Origin of the sequence: Xanthobacter agilis (assembly GCF_021730435.1) — a bacterium.
Classification (GTDB): Bacteria; Pseudomonadota; Alphaproteobacteria; order Rhizobiales; family Xanthobacteraceae; genus Xanthobacter; species Xanthobacter agilis.
The window spans coordinates 112,922-137,859 of the sequence record NZ_JABWGX010000013.1 but is presented as its reverse complement, the minus strand read 5'-3'; the positions used below and the strand labels follow the sequence as shown (position 1 = coordinate 137,859).

The following is a 24,938-nucleotide window of genomic DNA, read 5'->3' as shown; positions in this document are numbered from 1 at the left end:
CGTCATTCCGCCCAAGCGGGATCGCAAGCTTCAGCGGGTCTACGACACCGACCTCTACAAAGAGCGCAACAAGATCGAGCGCTTCTTCAACAAGCTCAAGCAGTTCCGGCGCGTCGCCACACGATACGACAAGCTCCTCGCCAACTTCATGGGCTTCGTCAAACTCGCCGCAATCGCCATCTGGCTCAGATAGTTAAATCGTCACTACGGCCTAAAGACTCACTTGCCAGCAGGGCACACATTGCAGGCTTAAAAGGCGGGCTTGAGCACCATGAGGCAGACGATGCTCAGGACCGCCGCAAAGGCCGGGAAGCCCAGCACGAACCACCACCTGAACAGCCGGAAATAACGTTCCGGCAAAGGCGCGCGAGTGGCGACGGCTTGAAGGGCCAGGTCGCGCAGGCGGATTTGGATCCACACCACGGGCAGCCAGCACAGGCCGGTGACGACATAGAGAACGAGGCTCAGCCCAATCCATCCCGAGAACAGCGGATAGCCGGCTAGGTGGGCCAGGGCCGCACCGGTTATGGGCTGCATGATCACCGCAGAGGCCGTGAACACCGTATCGGCCAGCACCACGATCCTTGCGGTATGGGCGATCAGTGCTGGGTCGCGCGCGCGATGGGCCATCAGCATGAAGAAAGCGATGCCGGCCCCAGTGCCAAGCAGCACCGTCGCGCCGACCACATGCGCGATCTTCAGCAGGGTGTAGAGGTCCATCAGCGTTCGTCCAGCGTGACCAGGGCCGCCAGGGCCAGGAAGGCGGCTGGAATGCTTTTGAGTAGCGGCCCCATCGGATCGAGCCACAGGTCGGGGCGCACCAATGAGCCGCCCAGCAGATAGCCAACCGTGACCAGCAGCATACCCTGCAAGGCGCGGGCGGCGGTCGGTCGCCAGATCAGCAGCAGGGCCAGGGCGATGTCGACCAGACTGCCTCCGATCACCGCTCGGGTCGCCAGCGCCGCGTCCACGCCGGAGGCGGTCAGGACGGCGATGGCGTCCTTCAATCCAGCCGTCAGGCCGATCAACCCAGACAGGAACCAGAAGGCGAACAGGCAGGCCAAGATGGCGGGCTTGGCGAAATAGGCACGGGCGAACCAGCGCTCTTGGACGCCCGAGGGGGCGGCGGCCAGCAGGGCGTCGAAGGATCGCGGCGTGCATCCCAGGCGCGCAGCGTCTTCCGTCCGGCCGCGAACACCCATCCGCAATTGCTCCAATGCGGCGGTGCGCATAGGGCTGCGCCAGCCCAGCCAGGCCAAGGCGTCACTCGCGGCGGCGGTTGCGCGGGCGAGACCGAGTGGCAGGCGGATCGTTCGCGCGGGCCGCAGTCCCAGCCAGCCGCGCAGTCGGCCGACAAGGTCGATCAGGGTCAGCGCTTCGCCGTGGACGAGGTCTAGGCTGACGCGCGGCGGCGCGTCCGGCGCCTTGCAGGACGGTCCCCGCGACGACCTGAAGGCCGTCCATGTCGAAGGGGACCGTCCTGCAAGGCGCCGGCGCAGTTGATCACGGCCTCGGTTTCGGCGAGCACGACGGCCCAATCCGCGACCGAGGCTTTGGCCATATCGGCGCGCTTCCACTCCAGGGCGGGGAAGCGGCGGCGGGCTGCGTCGATGTCGCGCCCGACGCCGATGACCACATGACCGTCAGCCGCCAACCGGGCGGATACATATGAGCCGATGAGCCCATAGGCCCCGATAATGGCAATGCGCATCAACGACGCTTAGCGTATCAACCATGGAGGGGGAAGCGTCACCGGCGATCGCCGCCTGTCTGCCATCCACACCGAACAGAGATCAGATGTCCGTTGGCAGCGCCAACGCTGGGCATTGCCCGCGTCGGTGTATCCCCGTCGTTCCAGGGGGAATAGCGGGCCTGGCGCTCGCGCGTCGTCGGGGCGGGAGCGCGTTGCCGGGCGCTGGGCTGGTCGGGGCTCAGGGGCTGCGTGGTGAGGCCCCGCCGGCTTTGGCGCCGTCCACGTCCCATGCCTCTTGCGTCTTGCCTCTTGCCTCTTGCCTCTTGCCTCTTGCTTCCCCGCGCTTCTCGGAAAGGCCCTTCGTCATGCCCTCCACCGCCTCGCATGCCCCGGGTTCCTCGGCACGGACCTTGCTTCTTGCGCGGCGCCGGATATGGGCGGGAAGCCTGGCGGCAACGCTCGCGGTGGCGATTGTTCTGGCGGTGCCGGCGCGGGCGTTGGAGCCGCCCACGGCCACCGCGTGGCCGGACACCCTCGCCGGGCGGCTGGCCGCGCTCGCCCTGGTGCAGACGCTGAACAGCGAGTTGCTGAGCCATCCAAGCGCCACCCTGACGCTGGACCGCTGGTGCGCCGACCATCGGTTGGCGCCGGCGGGAACGAAAATTGTCGCGGACCGGGTGAAGGACGTGGACAAGCCGGCCGACACCGCCGTGCGCGAGGCGTTGCAGGTGGGTCCGCGGGAGAAGGTCGCCTACCGGCGCGTGCGCCTGCGCTGCGGCGAGCGGGTGCTGTCGGAGGCCGACAATTGGTATGTTCCGGCCTTGCTCACGGCCGAGATGAATGCCGTGTTGGATACCACCGACACGCCGTTCGGCCGCGTGGTCCAGCCGTTGTCCACCCGTCGGCGCACGCTGTCGGCCGAAGTGCTGTGGCAGCCGTTGCCGCGTGGATGGGAGATGGGGGCCGCTCTGCCACCCGCCTCGGACGGCCCGTTGGTGCCGCCGCCGCATGTGCTGCAGCACCGGGCCGTGCTGGCGCTGCCTGATGGCCGGCCCCTCAGCGCCCTGGTCGAGACCTACACCGGCGGTGTGCTCGGCTTTCCCTGGTTCGAGGGCCGCTAGACGTTTGGAGTAAGGCCGGCGGCTTCCTCGCTCGCGTGCCGCGGATGCTCTAGCTCCGTCGTCCGACGAGACCGGCGAAAGGCGCGGGCGGGGGAGCGGCGCGTGGACTTCGGTTGTCCTGCCACGCTGGTATTTGACGTTGAGGCAGAGGCGAAACTGGGTCCGCCACGCGCGCAGGCGTTCAAGTCGGTTGCCGGGTACGGTCGGGTGCGGTTGGTGGCGCGTGCGATGCTTTCCGCACTGTCGTTTTCGACGCGAAAGACGCCCGCTCCCGTGCGGGCCGCATGGACTTAACCGCCTGCTCAACCTAGGCTCGTGGCGCGTGCGAAGGATCGCAGGAGAAGGTCATGGGGCGGCGAACGAGGCAGTCAGGGCCGATCGCGCGAGTAAGCGTGGGTCCTGCGGGATGGTCGCGGTGTGCGATCGCACTGGTGTTCGGGTGGTCGTCCACCGTGGCTCCAGCGCTGGCACAGACCTATCCGGGGCCGGTGGCGAGCCCCTCCACGTCCGCGCCGGAGATCCCTTCGACCCCGCCGCCGGCCGCCGGGGTCGGCACTGGCGAACCGGTCGCGGGCTCTGGCTCAGCGGCGCCAGCGCCGGTCCCACAAGGGGGCACACAGGCTGCGGCGTCCGGAACGGCGGCGCCAGCGCCTTCCGCCGCCCTGCCATTCGCGCCGGCGGCCGAGACCGCTTCCCCCCTTTCTGTGCCGGCGGCTGCGCCTCCGGCGGTCTCCGCCCAGGCGCCCGCGGCGCCCGATGCCGCGCCACCGGCGCAATCCTATGCTCCGGAGCCATCGGCCGACGCGGCTCCGGCGCCAGGACCCGACACCGCCCCGACACCGGCGGCCAATCTTTATACCTTGGCCGAGCTGGAGCCGCTTCTAGCGCCCTATGCTCTTTATCCGGATACGCTGCTGGCGCAGCTGCTGCCCGCCACCACATTTCCGCTGCAGATTGTTCAGGCCGCGCGCTGGCTGGATACGCACAAGAAGGCGGTGTCCAAGGGGGATTTTTCCGGGGTCGACAGCCAGAAGTGGGACCCTACCGTGAAGGCGCTGGTGCGCTTCCCGGAAGTGGTCAAGAAGCTGGACCAGGATCTCGAAGCCACCACCGCCATCGGCTATGCTTTTGCCAATCAGCCGGAAGACGTGGCGGTGGCGATCCAGGCCTTGCGTGCCAAGGCCGAATCGGCGGGCAATCTCAAGACCACGCAGCAGCAGGTGGTGACCACCCAGCGCAACACCACGGGAAGCGGCAACACCATCTACATCACGCCGGCGCAGCCGGACGTGGTTTATGTGCCGCAATATGACTATTCCGATATCTACACGGCCGCAGGGGTGGGCCTGCTGGGTTTCGGCGCCGGTGTTCTGGTCGGCAACGCCTGGAACAATTCGTGGAATTGGCGCGGCGGCTGGGTCTATCCGCCGGTGTGGCCGGGCTATCCGGGATGGCGCCCGCGTCCGCGCCCGCCGGGTCCTGGTCCCTGGCCGGGTCCTGGGCCCTGGCCTGGTCCTCATCCTGGGCCGTGGCCCGGTCCCGGACCGCGTCCGCCGGGTCCCGGTCCCTGGCCGGGTCCTCGCCCGCCCATGCCCGGCCCGGCGCCGATTCCCGGTCCCGGTGGCGGGCTGAAGCCGTGGCGTCCCGGCCCGGGCCACTTTCCGGGCGGTCCGGGTGGTCCTGGACGTCCCGGCGGTCCCGGACGCCCTGGCGGTCCCGGCGGTCCTGGGTTGCCGGGCCATCCCGGTGGTCCTGGTGGTCCCGGACGCCCTGGCGGTCCCGGCGGTCCTGGGTTGCCGGGCCATCCCGGTGGTCCTGGTGGTCCCGGACGTCCTGGCGGTCCCGGCGGTCCTGGGTTGCCGGGTCATCCCGGTGGTCCTGGTGGTCCCGGACGCCCCGGTGGTCCCGGCGGTCCTGGGTTGCCGGGCCATCCCGGTGGTGCCGGTGGTCCCGGGCGCCCCGGTGGTCCTGGCGTCCCCGGCCATCCGGGAGGTCCCGGCGGCGCCGGACGCCCTGGCGGTCCGACTCGCCCCGGTGGCTCCGGCATGAAGCCGCGGCCGGCCGGGCAGCCGAGCTTCGTGCGCACGCCGCAGGTCAGGAAGCCCCAGACCCGGGCGCCTCAGATGGGTAAGCCTCAGATGGGCAAGACTCAGATGGGCAAGCCTCGGGTGAGGGCGCCGCAGTTGGGCAAACCGCAGGTGCGGACGCAGCGGCCGGGCGGCGCGAGCATGCGCTCCAACCCGAGCGGTCGTCCCGCTCAGTTCCGTGCGCCGCCGCGTGGCGGCGGCGGTGGCAAGGTCACACCACGTGGCGGCGGGCGGCCGGGCCCGGCCCGAGGTGGGCGCTGAACGCGTGGCCGCGGGGGGCTGACAGCGCCTTCCGTCCGCGTCGGCGCTGGCGGAAGGACCCTCCTCGGCTGCCTTAGAATCGGGCGCCGTTTCGGTGCGACGACGGCCGGTCCCAAAAGGGCCGGCCGTTCTACGTTCCGCAGCGCAAGTGCGTGCGGCGAATTGGGAATTTGTTGCCTGCGTACAACAGCGCGGGTTTGGCCGAGACAGCGCTTGGAGTGCTGTGTTTCCAACGCCCGGTTCGTTGCTGCATCGACGTTCCGGATGCTTCACTAGGCCGAAGCGCGCACTTGCCTCCCAACTGGGGCTGAGTTAAGGCTGCGGCGTCGTTTCGAACTTCTCCAACCGAGGCCGGCGCGGTCGCGCGTTTCAGCGCATCGCCCATGCGCCCCGAGGTGCGGGCAACATGAACGCCTTGCTCATGGATTATCTGCCGGTGGTGATCTTCATCGGCGTGTCGCTGGTGATCGGGCTCGCCCTGCTGGTGGCGCCCTTTCTGGTGGCCTACAGCAATCCGGATCCCGAGAAGCTGTCGGCCTACGAGTGCGGCTTCAATGCCTTCGACGATGCCCGCATGACCTTCGACGCGCGATTCTATCTCGTGTCGATCCTGTTCATCATTTTCGACCTTGAAGTGGCCTTCCTGTTCCCGTGGGCGGTCAGCTTCGGCGGACTGGGCGATCTGGGCTTCTGGTCCATGATGATCTTCCTGGGCGTTCTGACCGTCGGCTTCATCTACGAGTGGCGTAAGGGAGCTCTGGAATGGGATTGACCCCTTCTGCGGCGAAGCCGGAAATCGCAGCGGCCCCCCGGGGCATCATCGATCCGTCCACCGGCAAGCCGGTGGGGGCGACCGATCCCTTCTTCAAGGAAGTCAACGCGGAGCTCGCGGACAAGGGCTTCCTGCTCACCACCGCCGACGACCTCATCACCTGGGCGCGCACCGGCTCGCTCATGTGGATGACCTTCGGCCTCGCCTGCTGCGCCGTGGAAATGATGCAGGTTTCCATGCCGCGCTACGACGTGGAGCGATTCGGTTTCGCGCCGCGGGCGTCGCCCCGCCAGTCGGACGTGATGATCGTGGCCGGCACGCTGACCAACAAGATGGCGCCCGCGCTCCGCAAGGTCTACGACCAGATGCCGGAGCCCCGCTACGTCATCTCCATGGGCTCCTGCGCCAATGGCGGCGGCTATTACCACTATTCGTATGCGGTGGTGCGTGGCTGCGATCGCGTGGTGCCGGTGGATATCTATGTTCCGGGCTGTCCTCCGACTGCGGAAGCGCTGCTGTATGGCGTGCTGCTGCTGCAGAAGAAGATTCGCCGCATCGGCACCATCGAGCGCTGAGGCCCGAGGGCTCAGGACGGGATTGTTGAGATGGACGAGACCCTAAAAGATCTGGCCGCTCATATCGCAGGCGTTCTGTCGGGCGCTGTGAAGGGCTGGAAGGTTGCGTTCGGCGAGCTCACCCTTGATGTGGAGCCGGCCCAGATCGTGAAGGTGGCCACTTTCCTGCGCGACGACCCGGCGTGTCTGTTCCACTGCATCGTGGACGTGTGTGGTGCCGACTACCCCGAGCGGGACGCGCGCTTTGAGGTGGTCTATCATTTCCTGTCGCTGAAGCAGAACCTGCGCATCCGGCTGAAGGTGGCGACTGACGAGGACACTCCGGTGCCGTCCATCTGTGGCGTGTTCCCAGGTGCCAACTGGTTCGAGCGCGAGACCTACGATCTTTACGGCATCCTGTTCACGGGTCATCCCGAGCTGCGGCGCCTTTTGACCGACTACGGCTTTGACGGTCATCCGCTGCGCAAGGATTTTCCCACCTCCGGTTACGTTGAGGTGCATTACGACGACGAGCTGAAGCGGGTCGTCTACGAGCCTGTGCGGCTGGCGCAGGAGTTTCGCAACTTTGACTTCCTGTCTCCCTGGGAGGGCGTGGATTACGTCCTGCCGGGCGACGAGAAGGCGTCGAAGGCCGGCTGAGGGAGCGACCGATGGGACAGGAACTCGCAGCCGACGTCGAAGAGCTGAAGCCGGCCGACAAGGTTCGTAATTTCAAGATCAATTTCGGACCGCAGCACCCCGCGGCCCACGGCGTGCTGCGCCTGGTGCTGGAGCTGAACGGCGAAGTGGTGGAGCGGGTCGATCCGCACATCGGGCTGCTGCATCGCGGCACCGAGAAGCTCATCGAATCCAAAACTTACTTTCAGGCGGTGCCGTATTTCGACCGCCTGGACTATTGCGCGCCCATGAATCAGGAGCACGCCTACTGCCTGGCAGTGGAAAAGCTCCTGGGCATCGAGGTGCCGAAGCGCGGGCAGCTGGTGCGCGTGCTGTATTCCGAGATCGGGCGGCTGCTCTCGCATATTCTGAACGTGACGACGTTCGCCATGGACGTGGGCGCGCTGACCCCGCCACTGTGGGGCTTCGAAGAGCGCGAGAAGCTCATGGTCTTCTATGAGCGCGCCTCGGGAAGCCGCATGCATGCGGCCTATTTCCGTCCGGGTGGCGTGCATCAGGATCTGCCGCGCGCGTTGGTCGAGGACATTGGCGCGTTCTGCGAGACCTTCCCGAAGGTGCTCGACGATTTGGATCGTCTGGTCACGGGCAACCGCATTTTCAAGCAGCGGACCGTGGACATCGGTACGGTGTCGCTGGAGGACGCGCTCGCCTGGGGCTTCTCGGGTGTGATGGTCCGCGGGTCGGGCGCGGCCTGGGATCTGCGCCGGGCGCAGCCTTACGAGTGCTATTCGGAGCTCGACTTCGACATTCCCGTGGGCGTGCACGGCGATTGCTACGACCGTTATGTGGTGCGCATGGAAGAGATGCGGCAGTCCACGAAGATCATGAAGCAGTGCGTGGAGCGGCTGCTCAAGGAAGCCGGTCCAGTTTACACCCAGGACCACAAGGTGGTGCCGCCGAAGCGGGGTGAGATGAAGCGCTCGATGGAGGCGCTCATCCAACATTTCAAGCTTTACACGGAGGGCTTCCATGTGCCCGCCGGCGATGTCTATGCCGCGGTGGAGGCGCCCAAGGGCGAGTTCGGCGTGTATCTGGTATCTGATGGGTCAAACAAGCCCTATCGCTGCAAGATCCGCGCTCCGGGTTTCGCCCATCTCCAGGCGATGGATTTCCTGTCGCGCGGCTACATGCTGGCCGACGTCTCGGCGATTCTCGGGTCGCTCGACATCGTGTTTGGCGAGGTGGACCGCTGATGTCCTCCCTTTCCATCTTCCTCCCCATGCGTGAGCGCCGCGCTGCGGCCGGCTCCGCCACCGGCCTGGAGGTCTGATATGACCGTTCGCCGCCTTGCTGCCGAGCAGCCCGAAAGCTTCGCCTTCACGCCCGAGCTGGAGGAGATCGCGTCGGCGCTGATCGCCAAGTATCCCGAAGGCCGCCAGGCTTCGGCCGTGGTGCCACTTCTGTGGGAAACCCAGAAGGCGGCGGGGGGCTGGTTGCCGGAGCCAGCCTTGCGGGCGGTCGCGGACCGGCTCGGGATGGCGCATATCCGCGTGTTGGAGGTGGCGACCTTCTACACCATGTTCAATCTTGCCCCGGTCGGGACGTATTTCGTGCAATTGTGCGGCACGACGCCCTGCATGTTGCGTGGCTCCGATGATCTCAAGGCCGTATGCGAGCGGAAGATCGGCGCGCAGAGCCATGTCTCCGCCGACGGCAACTTCTCCTGGCTTGAGGTCGAATGCCTGGGCGCCTGTACCAATGCGCCCATGGTCCAGATCAATGACGACGTCTTCGAGGACCTCACGCCTGAGAGCTTGGAAAAGCTTCTGGACGATCTCGCCGCCGGCCGTCCGGTGAAGGTGGGGCCACAGAACGGGCGCCATGGCTGCGAACCCATCGGTGGGCCGGTCGCGCTCACGGATCCCGCCCTTTATGCGCCGCGGTCGAAGTCGGATGAGACCTCAGCGGCGCCCGCGCCGACTCCCGGGGAGTGATGCCCATGCTCGCCGACAAGGATCGTATTTTCACCAATCTCTATGGCCTCCAGGACTTCAGCCTGAAGGGCGCGATGGCGCGCGGTCATTGGGACGGCACCAAAGGCATCCTGGAAAAGGGGCGCGACTGGATCATCAATGAGATGAAGGCGTCGGGCCTGCGGGGTCGTGGCGGCGCCGGCTTCTCGACCGGTCTCAAATGGTCCTTTATGCCGAAGCAGTCGGATGGGCGACCCCACTATCTGGTGGTGAACGCCGACGAGTCCGAGCCCGGCACCTGCAAGGATCGCGAGATCCTGCGCAACGATCCGCACACGCTGATCGAAGGTTGCCTGATCGCGTCCTTTGCCATGGGGGCGCACGCGGCCTACATCTATGTGCGCGGCGAATTCATCTATGAGCGCAAGCGCCTACAGCAGGCGATCGACGAGTGTTACGCGGCCGGCCTGCTCGGTAAGAGCAACATCCACGACTATCCCTTCGATCTTTATGTGCACCACGGCGCCGGAGCCTACATCTGCGGCGAAGAAACAGCGCTGCTGGAGAGCCTCGAAGGCAAGAAGGGGATGCCGCGGATGAAGCCGCCATTCCCTGCGAACATGGGTCTCTACGGCTGCCCCACCACGGTGAACAATGTGGAGAGCATCGCGGTGGCGCCCACGATTTTGCGGCGCGGCGCCTCCTGGTTCTCCTCCATCGGTCGACCGAACAATGTCGGCACCAAGCTCTATGGCATTTCGGGCCATGTGAACCGCCCCTGCGTGGTGGAAGACGCCATGGGCATCCCGTTCAAGGAGCTCATCGAGAAGCATGGCGGCGGGGTGCGTGGCGGTTGGGACAATCTGCTGGCGATCATTCCCGGCGGCGCGTCCTGCCCTGTGGTTCCGGCCGAGCAGTGCGAAGACCTCATCATGGACTTCGACGGCCTGCGCGCGGTGAAGTCGTCGTTCGGCACCGCCGGTGTGCTGGTGATGGACAAGTCCACGGATATCGTGCGGGCCATCGCGCGCATCTCCTACTTCTTCAAGCATGAAAGCTGTGGTCAGTGCACCCCGTGCCGGGAGGGAACCGGCTGGATGTGGCGCGTCGTCAATCGCATGGCGGAGGGCCGGGCCCACAAGCATGAGATCGACATGCTGCTGGAAGTGACCACCCAGATCGAGGGGCACACCATCTGCGCGCTGGGCGATGCCGCGGCGTGGCCGGTCCAAGGTCTCATTCGGCACTATCGTCATGTGATCGAAGAGCGGATCGACCAGTATTCCGCCAATCCGCACCCGCAGCCGGTGGCGGCGGAATGAGCTGATGGCCTGTATCAGGCAAGTATGCCCGACCTTTCCGGCCGCCGATCCCGTGGCTTCCGCGGCGTGGTACCAGGATCGGATTGGGTTTGTGGTGAAGTTCACGATGGAGGGTTACGCCATCGTGGGTCGGGACGAGGTGGAGATCCATTTCTGGCGCTGCGCCGACAAGGCAATCGCCGAGGCGACCTCCGTTTACGTCCGAGTGGACGATATCGACGCCATGCGGGCCGAGCTAGAACGGGCGGCGGATGGCGGGCGGATTTCCGAGGTCGCGGATCGCGACTGGGGAATGCGCGAGTTCTACGTGTGGGACCCGGACGGCAATTTGCTGCGGTTCGGCGTGCCTGCGGGCCGTCCGGGCGCGGCCTGAGAGGGCCGGTCGGGGTGGGTTGAGGCGAGAGCCGCCGTGGTGCGGCTTCAGGACGGGGTTCGCGCCGGGCGCGGCAAGAGGCGAGGTTAAGGTGATGGCGAAGATCGTCGTCGACGGCTCTGAAATCGAGGTCCCGGCCGAGTTCACGCTGCTTCAGGCGTGCGAGGCGGCGGGGGTTGAGATTCCGCGCTTCTGCTTCCATGAGCGGCTGTCCATTGCCGGCAATTGCCGGATGTGTCTGGTGGAAGTGAAGGGCGGGCCGCCCAAGCCCACCGCCTCTTGTGCGATGGCGGTGAAGGATCTGCGTCCTGGCCCCAATGGCGAGCCGCCGGTGGTGCTCACGAAGAGCCCGATGGTGAAGAAGGCACGCGAAGGGGTGATGGAGTTCCTGCTCATCAACCACCCGCTGGATTGCCCAATCTGCGATCAGGGTGGCGAGTGCGATCTGCAGGACCAGGCCATGGCCTATGGCTCGGACACGTCGCGCTTCGCGGAGAACAAGCGGGCCGTTGAGGACAAGTACATCGGCCCGCTGGTGCGCACGTCGATGACGCGCTGCATCCAGTGCACGCGCTGCGTGCGCTTCACCACCGAGGTGGCAGGCGTGCCGGACCTCGGCGCCATTGGGCGTGGTGAGGATACCGAGATCACCACCTATCTCGAGCACGCGATGCGCTCCGAGATGCAGGGCAATGTGGCCGACCTGTGCCCGGTCGGTGCCCTCACGCATAAGCCTTATGCGTTTCATGCCCGGCCGTGGGAGCTCGTCAAGACCGAGTCCGTGGACGTCATGGACGCCGTTGGCGCCAACATCCGCGTGGATACGCGGGGCCGCGAGGTCATGCGCATTCTGCCGCGCACCAACGACCTCGTGAATGAGGAATGGATCTCCGACAAGTCGCGCTATGTGTGGGATGGCCTGAAGGTGCAGCGCCTGGACCGCCCCTATGTGCGCAACGGTAGCCGGCTGGTGCCCGCGTCGTGGGCCGAGGCATTTGCCGTCATCGCGGAGAAGGTGAAGGGGGCAAAGCCCGAGAAGATTGGGGCACTCGTTGGCGATCTCGCCACCGTGGAGGAGGCTTACGCGCTGAAGAGCCTTATCGCCAAGCTCGGCTCTTCCAATATCGATGCGCGGCAGGACGGTGCGGCGCTGGACCCGGCCTTGGGTCGCGCCACCTATGTGTTCAACCCCTCCATCGCCGGGATCGATGCGGCGGACGCCATCCTGCTCGTGGGCACCGACCCGCGGAGCGAGGCTTCGGTGCTGAATGCCCGGATCCGGAAGAGGTGGCGGCAGGGCGGGCTGAAGGTGGGCCTGATCGGCGCGCAGGTGGACCTGACCTACACCTATGAGTATCTGGGCGCAGGTCCCGAGAGCCTTGCGAACCTCGGTGCCTTCGGCGATGTGTTGAAGCAGGCGCAGCGGCCGATGATTGTCGTTGGTCAAGGCGCGCTGGCGCGGGAAGATGGCGCGGCGATCCTGTCGCGGGCCGCGCAGGTGGCGGTCGAAAGCGGTGCGGTCACGGACGACTGGAACGGCTTTGCCGTGTTGCACACGGCTGCGGCGCGGGTGGGCGCGCTGGATGTGGGCGCGGTGCCGGGGCCGAAGGGGCTCAACGCCAAACAGATGGCGGTTGCCGGGGCGCTGGATGTGGCGTTCCTGCTTGGCGCGGACGAGGTCGAGATCGCTCCGGGCGCGTTCGTGGTCTACATCGGTAGCCACGGTGATCGCGGCGCCCATCGGGCGGACGTGATCCTGCCTGGCGCGGCCTATACCGAAAAGTCGGGCCTCTATGTGAACACCGAAGGGCGCGTGCAACTGGCCAGCCGGGCAGCGTTTCCGCCCGGGGATGCGCGCGAGGAATGGGCTATTCTGCGCGCGTTGTCCGATGTGGTTGGGCAGAGGCTGCCGTTCGACACTCTTGGTGCGCTGCGGAGCAAGCTGATGGCGGAGCTTCCCCATCTCGGCCGCGTCGACCAGATCGCGCCGGCGGATGCTTCGGCGATCGGCGGCTTGGCGAAGATCGGCGGAACGGTGAGCAAGGCGCCATTCGTGGCGGCGGTCTCGGATTTCTATCTGACGAACCCAATCGCCCGCGCGTCCGCGATCATGGCGGAATGCTCGGCGCTGCGCGCGGCATCGGCCGCGGAAGCGGCGGAGTGAGGCGCATGGATCGTCGCGATAACCAACAGTTCGCGCCGCAAGCGGCGCACCGGGCACGGGCTTCGGCCTGTGCGCGGGCAGCGTGAGGGGGCGATAAGCCGATGAGCTGGCAGGACACCCTTATCCAGGTGCTGATCATCATCGGGCAGAGCTTGGCTCTGCTGGTGGCGCTCCTGATCTTCATCGCCTACATCCTGCTTGCCGATCGTAAGATCTGGGCGGCGGTGCAGATGCGGCGGGGACCCAACGTGGTTGGGCCTTTTGGCCTCTTCCAATCGTTCGCGGATCTTCTCAAATTCGTACTGAAGGAGCCGACCATTCCGGCAGGCTCCAACAAGGTGTTGTTCCTGCTGGCGCCGCTGGTCACCTGCGTGCTGGCGCTGGCGGCTTGGGCCGTGGTGCCGATCGCGGACGGCTGGGTGATCGCCGACATCAACGTGGGCGTGCTCTACATCTTCGCCATCTCTTCGCTGGGCGTGTACGGCATCATCATGGGTGGCTGGGCTTCGAACTCGAAGTATCCATTCCTAGCCTCGCTGCGCTCTGCAGCGCAGATGGTGTCTTATGAGGTCTCCATCGGCTTCGTCATCATCACGGTGCTGATGTGCGCCGGCTCGCTGAACCTCAGTGACATCGTGGAGGCGCAGAACGGCCGGTTCGGTCTGCTGAACTGGTATTTTTTGCCGCTGCTGCCGATGTTCGTCATCTTCTTCGTCTCCGCCCTTGCCGAGACGAACCGGCCTCCGTTCGATCTGGTCGAAGCGGAATCGGAGCTGGTGGCGGGCTTCATGACCGAATACGGCTCCACCCCCTACCTGCTGTTCATGCTTGGCGAGTATGTGGCCATCGTGACCATGTGCGCCATGGGAACCATTTTGTTCCTCGGGGGTTGGCTGTCGCCATTGCCGTTCGCGCCGTTCACCTGGGTGCCGGGGGTGGTTTGGTTCGTTCTGAAGCTCTGCTTCATGTTCTTCCTGTTCGCCATGGCGAAGGCGATTGTCCCGCGCTATCGCTACGACCAGCTCATGCGGCTCGGCTGGAAGGTGTTCCTGCCGATTTCGCTGGTGGCGGTGGTGGTGGTGGCCAGCGTCCTGCACTTTACCGGGACGGCGCCCCAATGACCGTGCTTTCGAACCTTCAGAAGAGCCGCTTGAAGGCGGCGGGAGAGCGCCCATGAAGCTCGATCAGGCCGCGCGCGCGCTGCTGTTGACGGAGCTCGTCTCCGCCTTTTTTCTGACGATGCGCTATTTCTTCGCGCCGAAATCGACGCTGAACTACCCGTTCGAGAAGGGGCCGCTGTCGCCGCGCTTTCGCGGTGAGCATGCGCTGCGTCGCTACCCGAACGGTGAAGAGCGGTGCATCGCATGCAAGCTGTGCGAGGCGATCTGCCCGGCGCAGGCCATCACGATTGAAGCCGGTCCGCGCCGCAACGATGGGACGCGTCGCACGACCCGTTACGACATCGACATGGTGAAGTGCATCTACTGTGGCTTCTGCCAGGAGGCGTGCCCGGTTGAGGCCATTGTCGAAGGTCCCAATTTCGAGTTCGCCACGGAAACCCGGGAAGAACTCTATTACGACAAGGACAAGCTGCTTTCGAACGGTGACCGGTGGGAGCGCGAGATTGCGCGGTCCATCGCTATGGATGCGCCGTATCGGTGAGCGGGCATCGGCTGCGGCGCTTGCCGGAGCCGATCGGGTTGGATGGGCCGTGATGCGCACGGCAGGAGCGATCCTCCGCTTCCTAGGAAGCGGGAGGGGATGGTTCCGTCTTGGATCGTGAGGGGGAACATGCGCCGGAGCATCGGCAGCATGGTCTCGGCTCGAAACGGTGGACGTGTGGGATGGGTCAGAGCTATCGACGCATCGGCTGCGGGGGGCCTGTGTCCGTGATGGGCAGGCGCCGGCTCGCGGCAGCGCAAACGAGCGCGGAACTGGCGCGCAGGGGGGGGCTCTCCGCATGAGTGTCGCGGCAGCGTTTTTCTATCTCTTCGCGTTCGTGCTGGTGGGGTCCGCCTTTATGGTGATCTCCTCGCGCAACCCGGTGCAGTCCGTTTTGTTCCTCATCCTCGCCTTCGTGAATGCGGCAGGCCTCTTTCTGCTGATTGGCGCCGAGTTCCTCGGCCTGATCCTGGTGGTGGTCTATGTGGGTGCGGTCGCGGTTCTGTTCCTGTTCGTGGTGATGATGCTCGACGTCGACTTCGTCGAGTTGCGCCAAGGGTTCCTGCAATATTTGCCAGTGGGCGTGCTGGTGGGGCTGGTCTTTCTCGCCGAGCTCGTGCTTGTCGTCGGGGCCTGGGCGACGGGGCCGGGCATCTCCGCTGCGGTGTCTGCCGGTGCGGTAGCGGGCCACGTCAGCGAGGTCGGCAATGTGCAGGCGATCGCGAAGGTGCTCTACACCGACTACATCTATTTCTTCCAGGCGGCGGGATTCGTGCTGCTGGTGGCGATGATCGGAGCCATCGTGCTCACGCTCCGCCACAAGGTGAATGTGAAGCGTCAGAACATCTCCGCCCAGGTCGCGCGGACGCCCGAGGCTGCCATCAAGGTGGTCAAGGTGCGGCCGGGCCAGGGGCTTTGAGGGGGTCGCCATGGAAATCGGTCTTTCCCACTACCTGACGGTGGCGGCGATCCTGTTCACGCTGGGCACGCTCGGCATCTTCCTCAATCGGAAGAACGTGATCGTCATTCTTATGTCGATTGAGCTGATCCTGCTGGCGGTGAACATCAACCTCGTCTCGTTCTCGGCTTTCCTAGGGAACCTCACCGGGCAGGTGTTCGCTCTGCTCGTGCTTACCGTGGCGGCGGCCGAAGCGGCCATTGGCCTCGCCATCCTCGTGGTGTTCTACCGCAGCCGCGGTTCGATCGCCGTCGAGGACATCAACGCGATGAAGGGTTGAGGCCATGTATCAAGCGATCGTCTTCCTGCCGCTTGCAGGCTTCCTCATTGCGGCGCTGTTCGGCCGCGCCATCGGCGCCCGCGCCAGCGAGGTGGTGACCACCACCTTCCTGTTCATCGCGTGCCTATTCGCCTGGATCACTTTCGTGAGTGTCGGCTTTGACGATCACGACGCGCGGGTGCACCTGTTTGAGTGGATGGATGTCGGCGGCCTCAAGGTTGATTGGGCGTTGCGCATCGACAGCCTCACAGCCGTGATGCTGATCGTGGTGACGACGGTGTCGAGCCTCGTGCATCTGTACTCCATGGGGTACATGCACGAGGATCCTAGCCGGCAACGCTTCTTCTCCTATCTGTCGCTGTTCACCTTCGCGATGCTGATGCTGGTGACCGCCGACAATCTGGTCCAGCTCTTCTTCGGCTGGGAAGGCGTGGGCCTAGCGTCATACCTGCTGATCGGCTTCTGGTATGAAAAGCCCTCCGCCAATGCGGCGGCCATGAAGGCGTTCGTGGTCAATCGCGTGGGCGACTTCGGTTTCATGCTGGGCATCTTCGCGACCTTTGTGATGACGGGCTCGGTGGCGTTCGATCAGGTTTTTGCGGCGGCCCCCTCGCTTGTGGGCAAGACCATCAACTTCCTTGGCCACCATTGGGACGCCCCGACCGTCATCGCGCTGCTGCTGTTCGTCGGCGCCATGGGCAAGTCGGCGCAGCTTCTGCTGCACACTTGGTTGCCGGATGCGATGGAGGGCCCGACACCGGTGTCGGCGCTGATTCACGCAGCGACGATGGTGACCGCAGGTGTGTTCATGGTGGCGCGCATGTCGCCCATCTTCGAGCTGTCGCAGACGGCCCTCGACGTGGTGATGTTGATTGGCGCGACCACCGCCTTCTTCGCGGCCACCATCGCGCTGGTGCAGAACGACATCAAGAAGGTGATCGCGTATTCCACGTGCTCGCAGCTGGGCTATATGTTCACCGCCATGGGTGCGGGCGCCTATTCGGTGGGCATGTTCCACCTCTTGACCCACGCCTGCTTCAAGGCGCTGCTGTTCTTGTGCGCCGGCTCCGTGATCAACGCCATGCACCATGAGCAGGACATGCGGCACATGGGGGGGCTCTATAAGAAGGTGCCCTTCACCTATGCGATGATGCTGATCGGCACGCTCGCGATTACCGGTTTCCCCTTCACGGCGGGCTATTACTCAAAGGACGCGATCATCGAATCGGCCTATGCGAGTCACAATGCCTTTGCCTTGTACGGTTGGGCGATGACGGTGCTGGCCGCCGCCCTGACGTCGTTCTACTCCTGGCGCCTTGTGTTCATGACCTTCCATGGCAAGCCGCACGATCAGCATCATTATGATCATGCGCATGAATCGCCCCTGGTTATGACCATTCCGCTCGGCGTGCTGGGCGCGGGATCTCTGATTGCGGGCTTTGCGCTCTACAACGAGTTCGTGGGTGAAGGCGTGGGCGAGTTCTTCCGCAAATCCATCTTCATGGGCGCGGAAAATCACATTCTCCATGCGATGCACCAGATTCCTGAACTCATCGTTCTGGCCCCCACGGCCATGATGGTTGTCGGCTTCCTCATTGCCTACTGGTTCTACGTGGCAAATCCGCGGTTGCCGGTGGCGCTCGCGAATGCCCTTCCCGGGCTCTATAAGTTCCTGCTCAACAAGTGGTACTTCGACGAGCTCTATGACGCCTTGTTCGTGAAGCCGGCCATGCGGCTTGGCCGGCTGCTGTGGAAGCAGGGCGATGGCACCATCATCGACGGCTTCGGACCGGATGGTGTGTCTGCAAGGGTGCTGGACGTGACCGGCCGCGTGGTGCGGCTACAGACCGGCTACCTTTACCATTACGCCTTCGTGATGCTCATCGGCGTCGCGGCCCTACTCACCTGGTTCATGTTCTCCGGAGTGTGACGCCGATGACCGACTGGCCCATCCTATCCGTCGTCACCTTCCTGCCGCTCGTCGGCGCCCTCTTCATCCTGGTGGTGCGGGGGGACGACGAGGTGTCTGCCCGCAATGCCCGGTGGGTGGCGCTGTGGACGACCCTGGTGACCTTCGTGGTTTCGCTGCTGCTGCTGCCCGGGTTCGATCCGGCGGCGCCGGGCTTCCAATTCGTTGAGAAGAAGGCGTGGCTCGGCGACATCGCCGCCTATCACATGGGTGTCGATGGCATTTCACTGCCGTTCGTGATCCTCACCACCTTCCTCATGCCGTTTGCGATTCTGGCGTCCTGGGAGAGCGTGCATAAGCGGGTGAAGGAGTACATGATCGCGTTCCTGGTGCTCGAAACCTTCATGATCGGCACCTTCTGCGCTCTTGATCTGGTGCTGTTCTACTTCTTCTTCGAGGCCGGCCTCATTCCGATGTTCCTTATCATCGGCATATGGGGCGGACCGCGGCGCATCTACGCTTCGTTCAAGTTCTTCCTGTACACGCTGCTCGGCTCAGTGCTGATGATGCTGGCCATCATGGCGATGTACTGGCAGGCGGGCACGACTGACGTTCCGCAGCTGATGGCCTATGGTTTTCCCTCGGGCATGCAAACCTGGCTTTGGCTGGCGTTCTTCGCGTCGTTCGCGGTGAAGATGCCCATGTGGCCGGTCCACACCTGGCTTCCGGATGCGCATGTGGAGGCGCCAACGGCGGGGTCTGTCATCCTCGCGGGGATCATGCTGAAGATGGGTGGCTACGGCTTCATCCGTTATTCGCTGCCCATGTTCCCCGAGGCCAGTCACTATTTCGCGCCGATGATGTTTGCCCTTTCCGTGGTCGCCATCATCTACACGTCGCTGGTGGCGCTGGTGCAGGAGGACATCAAGAAGCTGATCGCCTATTCGTCGATCGCGCACATGGGCTTCGTCACCATGGGCATCTTCACGATGAACGAGCAGGGGCTTCAGGGGGCGATGTTCCTCATGATCTCCCACGGCTTTGTGTCGGGTGCGCTGTTCCTGTGCGTCGGCGTGATCTACGACCGCATGCACACTCGCGAGATCGCGGCCTATGGCGGCCTCGTCAAGCGGATGCCGCTCTACGCCACGGTCATGATGATCTTCACCATGGCGAACATCGGTCTGCCCGGCACCTCCGGCTTCGTGGGCGAGTTCCTGACCATGCTGGCGGCGTTCGAAGTGAACACCTGGGTGGCGTTCCTTGCGGCTACGGGTGTTATTCTCTCGGCGTCCTACGCGCTCTACCTGTATTGGCGCGTGATCTTCGGCAAGCTCGAGAAGGACAGCCTGAAGAACATTCTGGATCTGTCGCCGCGGGAGGTGACCATCATGGTGCCGCTCGTGGTCATCACCATCCTGTTCGGGGTCTGGCCTGCGCCGATCCTCGACATGACGTCCCATGCGGTGAACGCAGTGGTCGCGCGCACCGATCAGGTGGCGGGCGCGGTCAAGACCGCGTTCCTCCTCACCTTCTGATTTCGAGGTTGCAATGACGCAGCTCCTGCCTCCGATCGGCGCTGTCCTGCCCGAACTGGTGCTGGCCGTCTCCGCTATCGTGCTGATCCTGATCGGCGCGGTGCGTGGAGAGGGGGCGGCCAATTTCATCACCGGTCTCGCCATCGCGGTGCTCGCGGCGGCCGGGGTCCTTGTGCTGCTGGGACCCGGTGGGGAGACCGTGGCGTTCAACGGCTCCCTTGTGATTGATCCCTTTGGCCGCTTCATGAAGGCCCTGGCCATTTTCGGCGCGATGGTGGCGCTGATCATGGCGGTGGATTGGCAGAACCGCGAGAAGCTCGCACGCTTCGAATACGCGGTGCTGTTCGTGATCGCGACGCTCGGCATGTGCATGCTGGTGTCGGCCGGCGACCTGATCGCGCTTTATCTCGGCCTCGAGCTCATGAGCTTCTCGCTTTATGTGCTGGCGGCGATCAATCGGGACTCCGTGCGTTCGACGGAAGCGGGGCTGAAGTACTTCGTGCTTGGCTCGTTGTCCTCCGGCATGCTGCTCTATGGATCGTCGCTGGTATACGGTTTCACGGGCTCGGTGAACTTTGAGGTGATCGCCACGGTGGTGAAGGAGCCCAGCATCGGACTCATCTTTGGTCTGGTGTTCGTGCTCGCCGGGCTGTGCTTCAAAATTTCGGCGGTCCCGTTCCACATGTGGACCCCCGATGTCTATGAAGGGGCGCCGACGCCGGTCACCACTTTCTTTGCCACCGCGCCCAAGGTGGCGGGCATGGCGATCTTCATTCGGGTGGTTCTGGAAGCGTTCCCTCATGTCGCGCATCAGTGGCAGCAGATCGTGGTGTTCGTGTCGATCGCGTCCATGGTGCTCGGTGCGTTTGCCGCCATCGGTCAGCGGAACATCAAGCGGCTGCTCGCATACTCTTCCATCGGCCACATGGGCTTCGCGCTTGTGGGTCTTGCCGCGGGAACGGCGGAAGGCGTGCGGGGTGTGCTGGTCTATATCGCGATTTATGTGGCGATGACGCTCGGCTCCTTTGCGTGCGTGCTCACCATGCGCCGGCAGGGACGTGCGGTTGAAAACATTGATGAACTGGCCGGGCTGGCGCGCAACAACCCGCTCATGGCGTTGATGTTCGGTGCGCTCATGTTCTCGCTGGCGGGCGTTCCGCCGCTGGCGGGCTTCCTCGCGAAGTATTATGTGTTCGTGGCGGCGATCCAGGCCGGGCTTTATGGCCTGGCGGTCATCGGCGTGCTGGCGTCGGTGGTGGGAGCCTATTATTATCTGCGGGTGGTGAAGGTCATGTATTTTGACGAGCCTGCGGAGGCGTTCGATCCCATGCCGACCGAACTGAAGGCGGTTCTTGCGCTGAGCGGTCTGTTCACGATCTTCTATTTCGTCTATCCCGCTCCCCTCATCGAGGCGGCGGGTGTCGCCGCTCGCTCGCTCTTTTGATCGATGGCTCAATACGAATTCCAGGGTTCCACGGTTCCCATCATCCGCTTCACGGAGATCGGCTCCACCAATGCGGAGGGTCTCGCCCGGCTTGCGCGGGGCGAGATCATGCCGGTCTGGCTGGTCGCGGATATTCAGACGGCCGGGCGCGGCCGCCGGGGGAGGCCGTGGACCTCGGAACTCGGCAACCTGTTCGCGACCTTGGTGCTGCCCAATCCGGCACCGCTCGCCAATCTCGCCCAGCTCTGCTTCGTGGCCGGGCTCGCGCTGCGGGATGCGGTGCTTGCGGCGGCGCCTCAGCTAGTGTCGGAGACGCTGAAGCTGAAGTGGCCCAATGACCTGCTGCTCAATGGCGGCAAGCTGGCGGGCATTTTGGTTGAAGGCGGCACAGACGCCAACGGCCGCCCGGCGGCGGTGATCGGCTTCGGCGCCAACTGTCTGCACCATCCCGAGGATCTGCCCTACAAGGCGACGAGCCTTGAGGAGGCGGGGGCGCCGACGGCGCCGGATCGGCTGTTGGAAGCGCTCGACCTTGCCATGGCGGTCCGGCTCAATCAGTGGCACGCGGGGGCAGGCTTTGCCGGCATCCGCTCGGACTGGATGCGCCATGCGCTTGGCATGGGTGATCAGGTGAGCGTGAAGATTGGCGAGCGTGAAGTCGTTGGCCGGTTCGAGAATATCGACGCGCGGGGGGCGATGATGCTCCGGCGTCGGGACGGAATCGCCGAGATCATCACCGCTGGTGACGTGTCCCTGCGTGTGCCGGAATAGGGTGGGCGCAGGGGTCGAGACGGCGGGGCATGATCCAGGCGGAGCGCGGCCGCGGGAGTGGTCGTTGTCGCCGGGGCGGCAAAGCAGGTAGTTTGGCTTTTGGCACACCTTCCGTCCGCGATCCTCCACGACGGGGGGAGACATGCGGGTGGATATGAGCGGGTCAATGGCAGTCTCGGAAGAACTGGTTTTCGTGCCGCTCGGCGGGGTGGGCGAGATCGGTATGAATCTCGCCCTCTATGGTTTCGGCGCCAAGAAGGCGCGGACCTGGCTCCTGGTGGATTTCGGCATGAGTTTCGCCGGCGACGAGGCGCCGGGCGTGGATCTGGTTCTGCCGGACATCCGCTTTTTGGAGGGCGAGAAGAAGAACATCGCCGGCCTGGTTCTCACCCACGGCCATGAAGATCACATCGGCGCCGTGCTCGACCTGTGGCCCCGTCTGCGTTGTCCCATCTACACCACCGCCTTCACCGCGGGTCTGCTGGAAGCGAAGCGGGCAGGGGAGCCGGGGGCGCCCTCATCTCTGCCGATAACCGTGGTGCGGTCGGGCCAGCGGATCCAGGTCGGTCCATTCGATCTGGAATTTGTGCCGGTGGCCCATTCCATCCCCGACAGCCACGCGATCGCCATCCGGACCGAAGCGGGCTTGGTGGTGCACACCGGCGATTGGAAGCTTGATCCGACCCCGGTCGTCGGGCGCGCGACCGATACGGCGCGGCTCGCCGCCCTCGGCGATGAGGGCGTGCGCGCCATCATCTGCGATTCCACAAACGCGATCCGCGATGGGGTTTCGCCCTCCGAGGCGGATGTCGCGGCGTCGCTGAAGGAGATCGTGGCGAAGGCCAAGCACCGTATCGCGTTCACGACCTTCTCGTCCAACGTCGGCCGCATCCGCGGCATCGCCGAGGCGGCGATGGCGGCGGGACGCGAGGTGGTGGTGGTTGGGCGTGCGCTGGAGCGGGTGATCGGGGTGGCGCGCGAGCAGGGCTTGCTCGAGGGCATTCCCGCCTTTCGCAGCGCGGATTTCTTCGGCTACATGCCGCGGGAGCGGGTGGTCGCCATTCTGACCGGAAGCCAGGGCGAGCCACGCGCGGCGCTCAAGCGCATCGCCGATGACGACCATCCGGAGATTGCATTTTCTCCAGGGGACCTGGTGGTGTTTTCGTCGCGCACCATCCCCGGCAATGAGAAGGTGGTGAATCACATCGTGAACGCGTTGATCAAGCGCGGCATCGAGGTGATGACGGATCGGGATGGGCTGGTGCACGTCTCGGGGCATCCGCGTCGGGGCGAATTGGAGAAGATGTACGCCCTTGTGCGGCCGCAGGTTTCGGTTCCGGTACACGGCGAGGCGTTGCATCTGCATGAGCATGCCAAGCTCGCCCGCAGCCTCGGCGTGCCCGAGGTGGTGAACTGCTACGATGGCCAGATGCTACGCTTAGCGCCGGGGCCCACGGAGCGGGTGGGGGAGGTGCCCTTCGGCCGCCTCTACAAGGATGCGCGGCTGTTGCTGGGCGAAGGCGGGCGCACCCTGCCGGAGCGACGGAAGCTCAGCTACGTCGGCGTGATATCGGTGGCGGTCGCCATCGACAAGCACGGGGTGATCGCGGGAGATCCCTCGGTGGAGCTGTCGGGGGTGCCTGAGCGCGGCGAGGGCAATGTGGACATGCTGGACCACGTTCTCGATACGGTGGTGGCGACCCTGGAGGGCCTGCCCAAGGCGCGCCGGCGCGATCCGGATGCGCTGGCGGAGACGCTGGAGCGGGCGGTGCGCGGGGCCGTGAACGCGGTGTGGGGCAAAAAGCCCGTTTGCCACGTCCACGTTCTGGAAGTGTGATGGGTGGAACTGTTGGCGGCTGTCACGGCCGGCCGGAGAAAAGAGGACGACATGATCGGACGGCTGAACCATGTGGCCATTGCGGTGCGCGACATCGCCGCCGCCTCCCAGCTCTATCGTGACACGCTGGGCGCCGAGGTTTCGGCGGCGGTGCCGCAGGAAGAGCATGGCGTGACCACGGTGTTCGTGACGCTGCCCAACACCAAGATCGAGTTCCTGGAGCCGCTGGGTGAGAACTCGCCCATCGCCAAGTTCCTGGAGCGCAACCCCGATGGCGGCATCCACCACATCTGCTACGAGGTGGACGATATCATCGCGGCGCGCGACCAGCTGAAGGCCAAGGGTGCGCGGGTGCTGGGCTCTGGCGAGCCGAAGACCGGGGCCCACGGCAAACCGGTGCTGTTCCTGCACCCCAAGGACTTCACCGGTACCTTGGTCGAACTCGAGCAGGCGTGAGGCGGCGGCGATGTCGGTCGGAGCCGTCGTCGCCATCTATTTCGTGGTCTGGTGGATCACCCTGTTCGCGGTGCTCCCGTGGGGCGTGCGCGCGCAGGGGGACACCGCGGACAGGGTTCCGGGCACAGACCCCGGGGCGCCCGCGCGCCCCGGCCTCGGGCGCAAGATGCTGGCAACCACGGTGCTGGCTGCGGTCGTCACCGGCGGTCTCGTCTATCTCCTGACGAGCGGCGCGGTCACGCTCGACGATTTGCCCATGCCGTTCGAGACGAAGGGCGGTTAGAGCCTTTTCAACCGGCGTCGTTCCGGCTCGCGTTGACGCACATGCGGTAAGGCCGATTGCGTTGGACGTGGGTCCTGGCGACCGCAGCATCCGCGCGTGCCGCAAGCTGCGGTGTCGGCACCGATCGCGATGGCCTGGCGGGCCGGAGCCACGGCAATGGCGAATGCCGTCAAGCGGAGGGCGGAAGGCCGAGTGGGGCCGCTCCGGGTCCCAAGGTATACCCACTAAAATACCGTCAAATTATTTTTCACCTCTGCCGCCGGAAGGGGGCAATTGGCGCCATATGCTGCGGTGCGGGAGGCGTCGGCGGCACAAGGATGGCGCAAAAAGTCCCATGGCCCGCGACTCGCGCAGGTTTTATAATAGCAATGTATTGATATATAGTGCGTGCCTGACGGAAGGGCTTTTGCGTCGGTGGGTCGCTCCGGAGGGCGTGCGCGGGGTGCGGCGAGGGGAGCGGATCTCCCCGGTCGAGCGCGCATGGGGCGCGGTGGCGGCGGGCGGGTCGGTGGAGGGGCGGCTTGCGAAGTCGCGCCAGCGGCGGGGGCGTAGGGCTTTGGTCTAAAAAGAAAAGGCGAGACCCGGTGGTCTCGCCTTTTTTCAATCCCACGGCTTCTATGCCACTTGCGGGTCTATTGCCCACTCTTGTGCGGCACGGCCAATCCGTGATGCCGATTCCGTGAATGCCGTCTGCGGGCACATTCGGTCGGCTGTTGTTTTTCGATTCCTCCCGAGACCCGGACCGCGTGTCCCGCCCGGCAAGCCGGGCTGGCGACGATCCCCTTTCTTGTGCGGGCACAACCTAGAACAAGATTCTGTCGTTTGTCATCCTTGCGCCGCA

25 protein-coding genes and 1 pseudogene are annotated in these 24,938 nt (G+C 65.0%); 23 read left to right on the top strand and 3 right to left on the bottom strand.

What is annotated here, in order from left to right; all coding sequences use genetic code 11:
* The coding region (locus HUW53_RS11490; protein ID WP_237345903.1) for a transposase at positions 1-193 on the top strand (193 nt) is incomplete at its 5' end.
* 56 nt (positions 194-249) lie between these two features.
* Here the strand turns inward: HUW53_RS11490 and HUW53_RS11485 are convergent.
* From HUW53_RS11485 to HUW53_RS22095, 3 genes are all read right to left on the bottom strand, one after another.
* The gene (locus tag HUW53_RS11485) at positions 250-720 is read right to left on the bottom strand and encodes a DUF2269 family protein (RefSeq protein ID WP_237345902.1); all 471 of its coding nucleotides are present in this window, start codon (positions 718-720) and stop codon (positions 250-252) included.
* Positions 720-1,232 (bottom strand): DoxX-like family protein, encoded by a 513-nt coding sequence (locus HUW53_RS11480; protein ID WP_237345901.1) that lies wholly within the window; start codon positions 1,230-1,232, stop codon positions 720-722. The genes HUW53_RS11485 and HUW53_RS11480 overlap by 1 nt, the downstream gene beginning before the upstream one ends.
* A gap of 161 nt (positions 1,233-1,393) precedes the next feature.
* The gene (locus HUW53_RS22095) at positions 1,394-1,711 is read right to left on the bottom strand and encodes an NAD-dependent epimerase/dehydratase family protein (protein WP_370877852.1); all 318 of its coding nucleotides are present in this window, start codon (positions 1,709-1,711) and stop codon (positions 1,394-1,396) included.
* A gap of 446 nt (positions 1,712-2,157) precedes the next feature.
* Here HUW53_RS22095 and HUW53_RS11470 point away from each other — a divergent pair, with 446 nt between their 5' ends.
* From HUW53_RS11470 to HUW53_RS11370, 22 genes and pseudogenes are all read left to right on the top strand, one after another.
* A complete protein-coding gene (locus HUW53_RS11470; RefSeq protein WP_237345899.1) occupies positions 2,158-2,814 on the top strand; it encodes a hypothetical protein in 657 nt (218 codons plus the stop codon).
* Positions 2,815-3,161: 347 nt separating this feature from the next.
* Positions 3,162-4,085: pseudogene (locus tag HUW53_RS22090) on the top strand (DUF3300 domain-containing protein); the annotation flags it as partial.
* A gap of 403 nt (positions 4,086-4,488) precedes the next feature.
* Positions 4,489-4,863, top strand: coding sequence for a hypothetical protein (locus HUW53_RS11465; RefSeq protein ID WP_237345898.1), 375 nt, complete (start codon positions 4,489-4,491; stop codon positions 4,861-4,863).
* Between the two features lie 705 nt (positions 4,864-5,568).
* The gene (locus HUW53_RS11460; protein WP_237345897.1) at positions 5,569-5,934 is read left to right on the top strand and encodes an NADH-quinone oxidoreductase subunit A; all 366 of its coding nucleotides are present in this window, start codon (positions 5,569-5,571) and stop codon (positions 5,932-5,934) included.
* Entirely contained in the window at positions 5,925-6,509 is a 585-nt protein-coding gene (locus HUW53_RS11455; RefSeq protein WP_237345896.1) for a NuoB/complex I 20 kDa subunit family protein, read from the top strand. Before HUW53_RS11460 ends, HUW53_RS11455 begins: the two co-directional genes overlap by 10 nt.
* A 30-nt stretch (positions 6,510-6,539) precedes the next feature.
* On the top strand, positions 6,540-7,148 hold the full coding sequence (locus HUW53_RS11450; RefSeq protein ID WP_237345895.1) for an NADH-quinone oxidoreductase subunit C: 609 nt from the start codon (positions 6,540-6,542) through the stop codon (positions 7,146-7,148).
* An 11-nt stretch (positions 7,149-7,159) separates the two neighbouring features.
* Positions 7,160-8,380: an NADH-quinone oxidoreductase subunit D gene (locus tag HUW53_RS11445; protein WP_237345894.1), complete on the top strand. Its 1,221-nt coding sequence runs from the start codon at positions 7,160-7,162 to the stop codon at positions 8,378-8,380.
* A gap of 78 nt (positions 8,381-8,458) precedes the next feature.
* Complete coding sequence (gene nuoE, locus HUW53_RS11440; protein ID WP_237345893.1) at positions 8,459-9,121, top strand: NADH-quinone oxidoreductase subunit NuoE; 663 nt, start codon at positions 8,459-8,461, stop codon at positions 9,119-9,121.
* A gap of 5 nt (positions 9,122-9,126) precedes the next feature.
* Positions 9,127-10,422, top strand: coding sequence for an NADH-quinone oxidoreductase subunit NuoF (gene nuoF, locus HUW53_RS11435; RefSeq protein WP_237345892.1), 1,296 nt, complete (start codon positions 9,127-9,129; stop codon positions 10,420-10,422).
* Positions 10,423-10,426: 4 nt separating this feature from the next.
* Positions 10,427-10,795, top strand: a complete 369-nt coding sequence (locus HUW53_RS11430) for a bleomycin resistance protein (protein ID WP_237345891.1) — start codon at positions 10,427-10,429, stop codon at positions 10,793-10,795.
* Between the two features lie 94 nt (positions 10,796-10,889).
* Positions 10,890-12,959 carry an NADH-quinone oxidoreductase subunit NuoG gene (gene nuoG / locus HUW53_RS11425; protein ID WP_237345890.1) on the top strand — a complete coding sequence of 690 codons (2,070 nt, stop codon included), beginning with the start codon at positions 10,890-10,892 and terminating at the stop codon, positions 12,957-12,959.
* Positions 12,960-13,060: 101 nt separating this feature from the next.
* Positions 13,061-14,080: an NADH-quinone oxidoreductase subunit NuoH gene (gene nuoH, locus HUW53_RS11420; protein ID WP_237345889.1), complete on the top strand. Its 1,020-nt coding sequence runs from the start codon at positions 13,061-13,063 to the stop codon at positions 14,078-14,080.
* 52 nt (positions 14,081-14,132) lie between these two features.
* A complete protein-coding gene (gene nuoI / locus HUW53_RS11415; RefSeq protein ID WP_237345888.1) occupies positions 14,133-14,621 on the top strand; it encodes an NADH-quinone oxidoreductase subunit NuoI in 489 nt (162 codons plus the stop codon).
* Positions 14,622-14,919: 298 nt separating this feature from the next.
* Complete coding sequence (locus HUW53_RS11410) at positions 14,920-15,540, top strand: NADH-quinone oxidoreductase subunit J (protein WP_237345887.1); 621 nt, start codon at positions 14,920-14,922, stop codon at positions 15,538-15,540.
* Positions 15,541-15,550: 10 nt separating this feature from the next.
* Positions 15,551-15,859 (top strand): NADH-quinone oxidoreductase subunit NuoK, encoded by a 309-nt coding sequence (gene nuoK, locus HUW53_RS11405; RefSeq protein WP_237345886.1) that lies wholly within the window; start codon positions 15,551-15,553, stop codon positions 15,857-15,859.
* Positions 15,860-15,863: 4 nt separating this feature from the next.
* Complete coding sequence (gene nuoL, locus HUW53_RS11400; protein ID WP_237345885.1) at positions 15,864-17,789, top strand: NADH-quinone oxidoreductase subunit L; 1,926 nt, start codon at positions 15,864-15,866, stop codon at positions 17,787-17,789.
* Between the two features lie 5 nt (positions 17,790-17,794).
* Positions 17,795-19,306, top strand: coding sequence for an NADH-quinone oxidoreductase subunit M (locus HUW53_RS11395; RefSeq protein ID WP_237345884.1), 1,512 nt, complete (start codon positions 17,795-17,797; stop codon positions 19,304-19,306).
* Positions 19,307-19,319: 13 nt separating this feature from the next.
* Positions 19,320-20,750, top strand: coding sequence for an NADH-quinone oxidoreductase subunit NuoN (gene nuoN, locus HUW53_RS11390; RefSeq protein WP_237345883.1), 1,431 nt, complete (start codon positions 19,320-19,322; stop codon positions 20,748-20,750).
* Between the two features lie 3 nt (positions 20,751-20,753).
* The gene (locus HUW53_RS11385; protein WP_237345882.1) at positions 20,754-21,521 is read left to right on the top strand and encodes a biotin--[acetyl-CoA-carboxylase] ligase; all 768 of its coding nucleotides are present in this window, start codon (positions 20,754-20,756) and stop codon (positions 21,519-21,521) included.
* Between the two features lie 166 nt (positions 21,522-21,687).
* Positions 21,688-23,358: a ribonuclease J gene (locus HUW53_RS11380; protein WP_237345881.1), complete on the top strand. Its 1,671-nt coding sequence runs from the start codon at positions 21,688-21,690 to the stop codon at positions 23,356-23,358.
* 51 nt (positions 23,359-23,409) lie between these two features.
* On the top strand, positions 23,410-23,814 hold the full coding sequence (mce, locus tag HUW53_RS11375) for a methylmalonyl-CoA epimerase (RefSeq protein WP_237345880.1): 405 nt from the start codon (positions 23,410-23,412) through the stop codon (positions 23,812-23,814).
* Between the two features lie 10 nt (positions 23,815-23,824).
* Positions 23,825-24,097: a DUF1467 family protein gene (locus HUW53_RS11370; protein WP_237345879.1), complete on the top strand. Its 273-nt coding sequence runs from the start codon at positions 23,825-23,827 to the stop codon at positions 24,095-24,097.
* Positions 24,098-24,938 lie beyond the last annotated feature (841 nt).

Coding starts and splice junctions, on each gene's coding strand:
- HUW53_RS11485 (WP_237345902.1), bottom strand. CDS start 720: ATGGACCTCTACACCCTGCTGAAGATCGCGCATGTGGTCGGCGCGACG.
- HUW53_RS11480 (WP_237345901.1), bottom strand. CDS start 1,232: ATGCGCACCGCCGCATTGGAGCAATTGCGGATGGGTGTTCGCGGCCGG.
- HUW53_RS22095 (WP_370877852.1), bottom strand. CDS start 1,711: ATGCGCATTGCCATTATCGGGGCCTATGGGCTCATCGGCTCATATGTA.
- HUW53_RS11460 (WP_237345897.1), top strand. CDS start 5,569: ATGAACGCCTTGCTCATGGATTATCTGCCGGTGGTGATCTTCATCGGC.
- HUW53_RS11455 (WP_237345896.1), top strand. CDS start 5,925: ATGGGATTGACCCCTTCTGCGGCGAAGCCGGAAATCGCAGCGGCCCCC.
- HUW53_RS11450 (WP_237345895.1), top strand. CDS start 6,540: ATGGACGAGACCCTAAAAGATCTGGCCGCTCATATCGCAGGCGTTCTG.
- HUW53_RS11445 (WP_237345894.1), top strand. CDS start 7,160: ATGGGACAGGAACTCGCAGCCGACGTCGAAGAGCTGAAGCCGGCCGAC.
- nuoE (WP_237345893.1), top strand. CDS start 8,459: ATGACCGTTCGCCGCCTTGCTGCCGAGCAGCCCGAAAGCTTCGCCTTC.
- nuoF (WP_237345892.1), top strand. CDS start 9,127: ATGCTCGCCGACAAGGATCGTATTTTCACCAATCTCTATGGCCTCCAG.
- HUW53_RS11430 (WP_237345891.1), top strand. CDS start 10,427: ATGGCCTGTATCAGGCAAGTATGCCCGACCTTTCCGGCCGCCGATCCC.
- nuoG (WP_237345890.1), top strand. CDS start 10,890: ATGGCGAAGATCGTCGTCGACGGCTCTGAAATCGAGGTCCCGGCCGAG.
- nuoH (WP_237345889.1), top strand. CDS start 13,061: ATGAGCTGGCAGGACACCCTTATCCAGGTGCTGATCATCATCGGGCAG.
- nuoI (WP_237345888.1), top strand. CDS start 14,133: ATGAAGCTCGATCAGGCCGCGCGCGCGCTGCTGTTGACGGAGCTCGTC.
- HUW53_RS11410 (WP_237345887.1), top strand. CDS start 14,920: ATGAGTGTCGCGGCAGCGTTTTTCTATCTCTTCGCGTTCGTGCTGGTG.
- nuoK (WP_237345886.1), top strand. CDS start 15,551: ATGGAAATCGGTCTTTCCCACTACCTGACGGTGGCGGCGATCCTGTTC.
- nuoL (WP_237345885.1), top strand. CDS start 15,864: ATGTATCAAGCGATCGTCTTCCTGCCGCTTGCAGGCTTCCTCATTGCG.
- HUW53_RS11395 (WP_237345884.1), top strand. CDS start 17,795: ATGACCGACTGGCCCATCCTATCCGTCGTCACCTTCCTGCCGCTCGTC.
- nuoN (WP_237345883.1), top strand. CDS start 19,320: ATGACGCAGCTCCTGCCTCCGATCGGCGCTGTCCTGCCCGAACTGGTG.
- HUW53_RS11385 (WP_237345882.1), top strand. CDS start 20,754: ATGGCTCAATACGAATTCCAGGGTTCCACGGTTCCCATCATCCGCTTC.
- HUW53_RS11380 (WP_237345881.1), top strand. CDS start 21,688: ATGGCAGTCTCGGAAGAACTGGTTTTCGTGCCGCTCGGCGGGGTGGGC.
- mce (WP_237345880.1), top strand. CDS start 23,410: ATGATCGGACGGCTGAACCATGTGGCCATTGCGGTGCGCGACATCGCC.
- HUW53_RS11370 (WP_237345879.1), top strand. CDS start 23,825: ATGTCGGTCGGAGCCGTCGTCGCCATCTATTTCGTGGTCTGGTGGATC.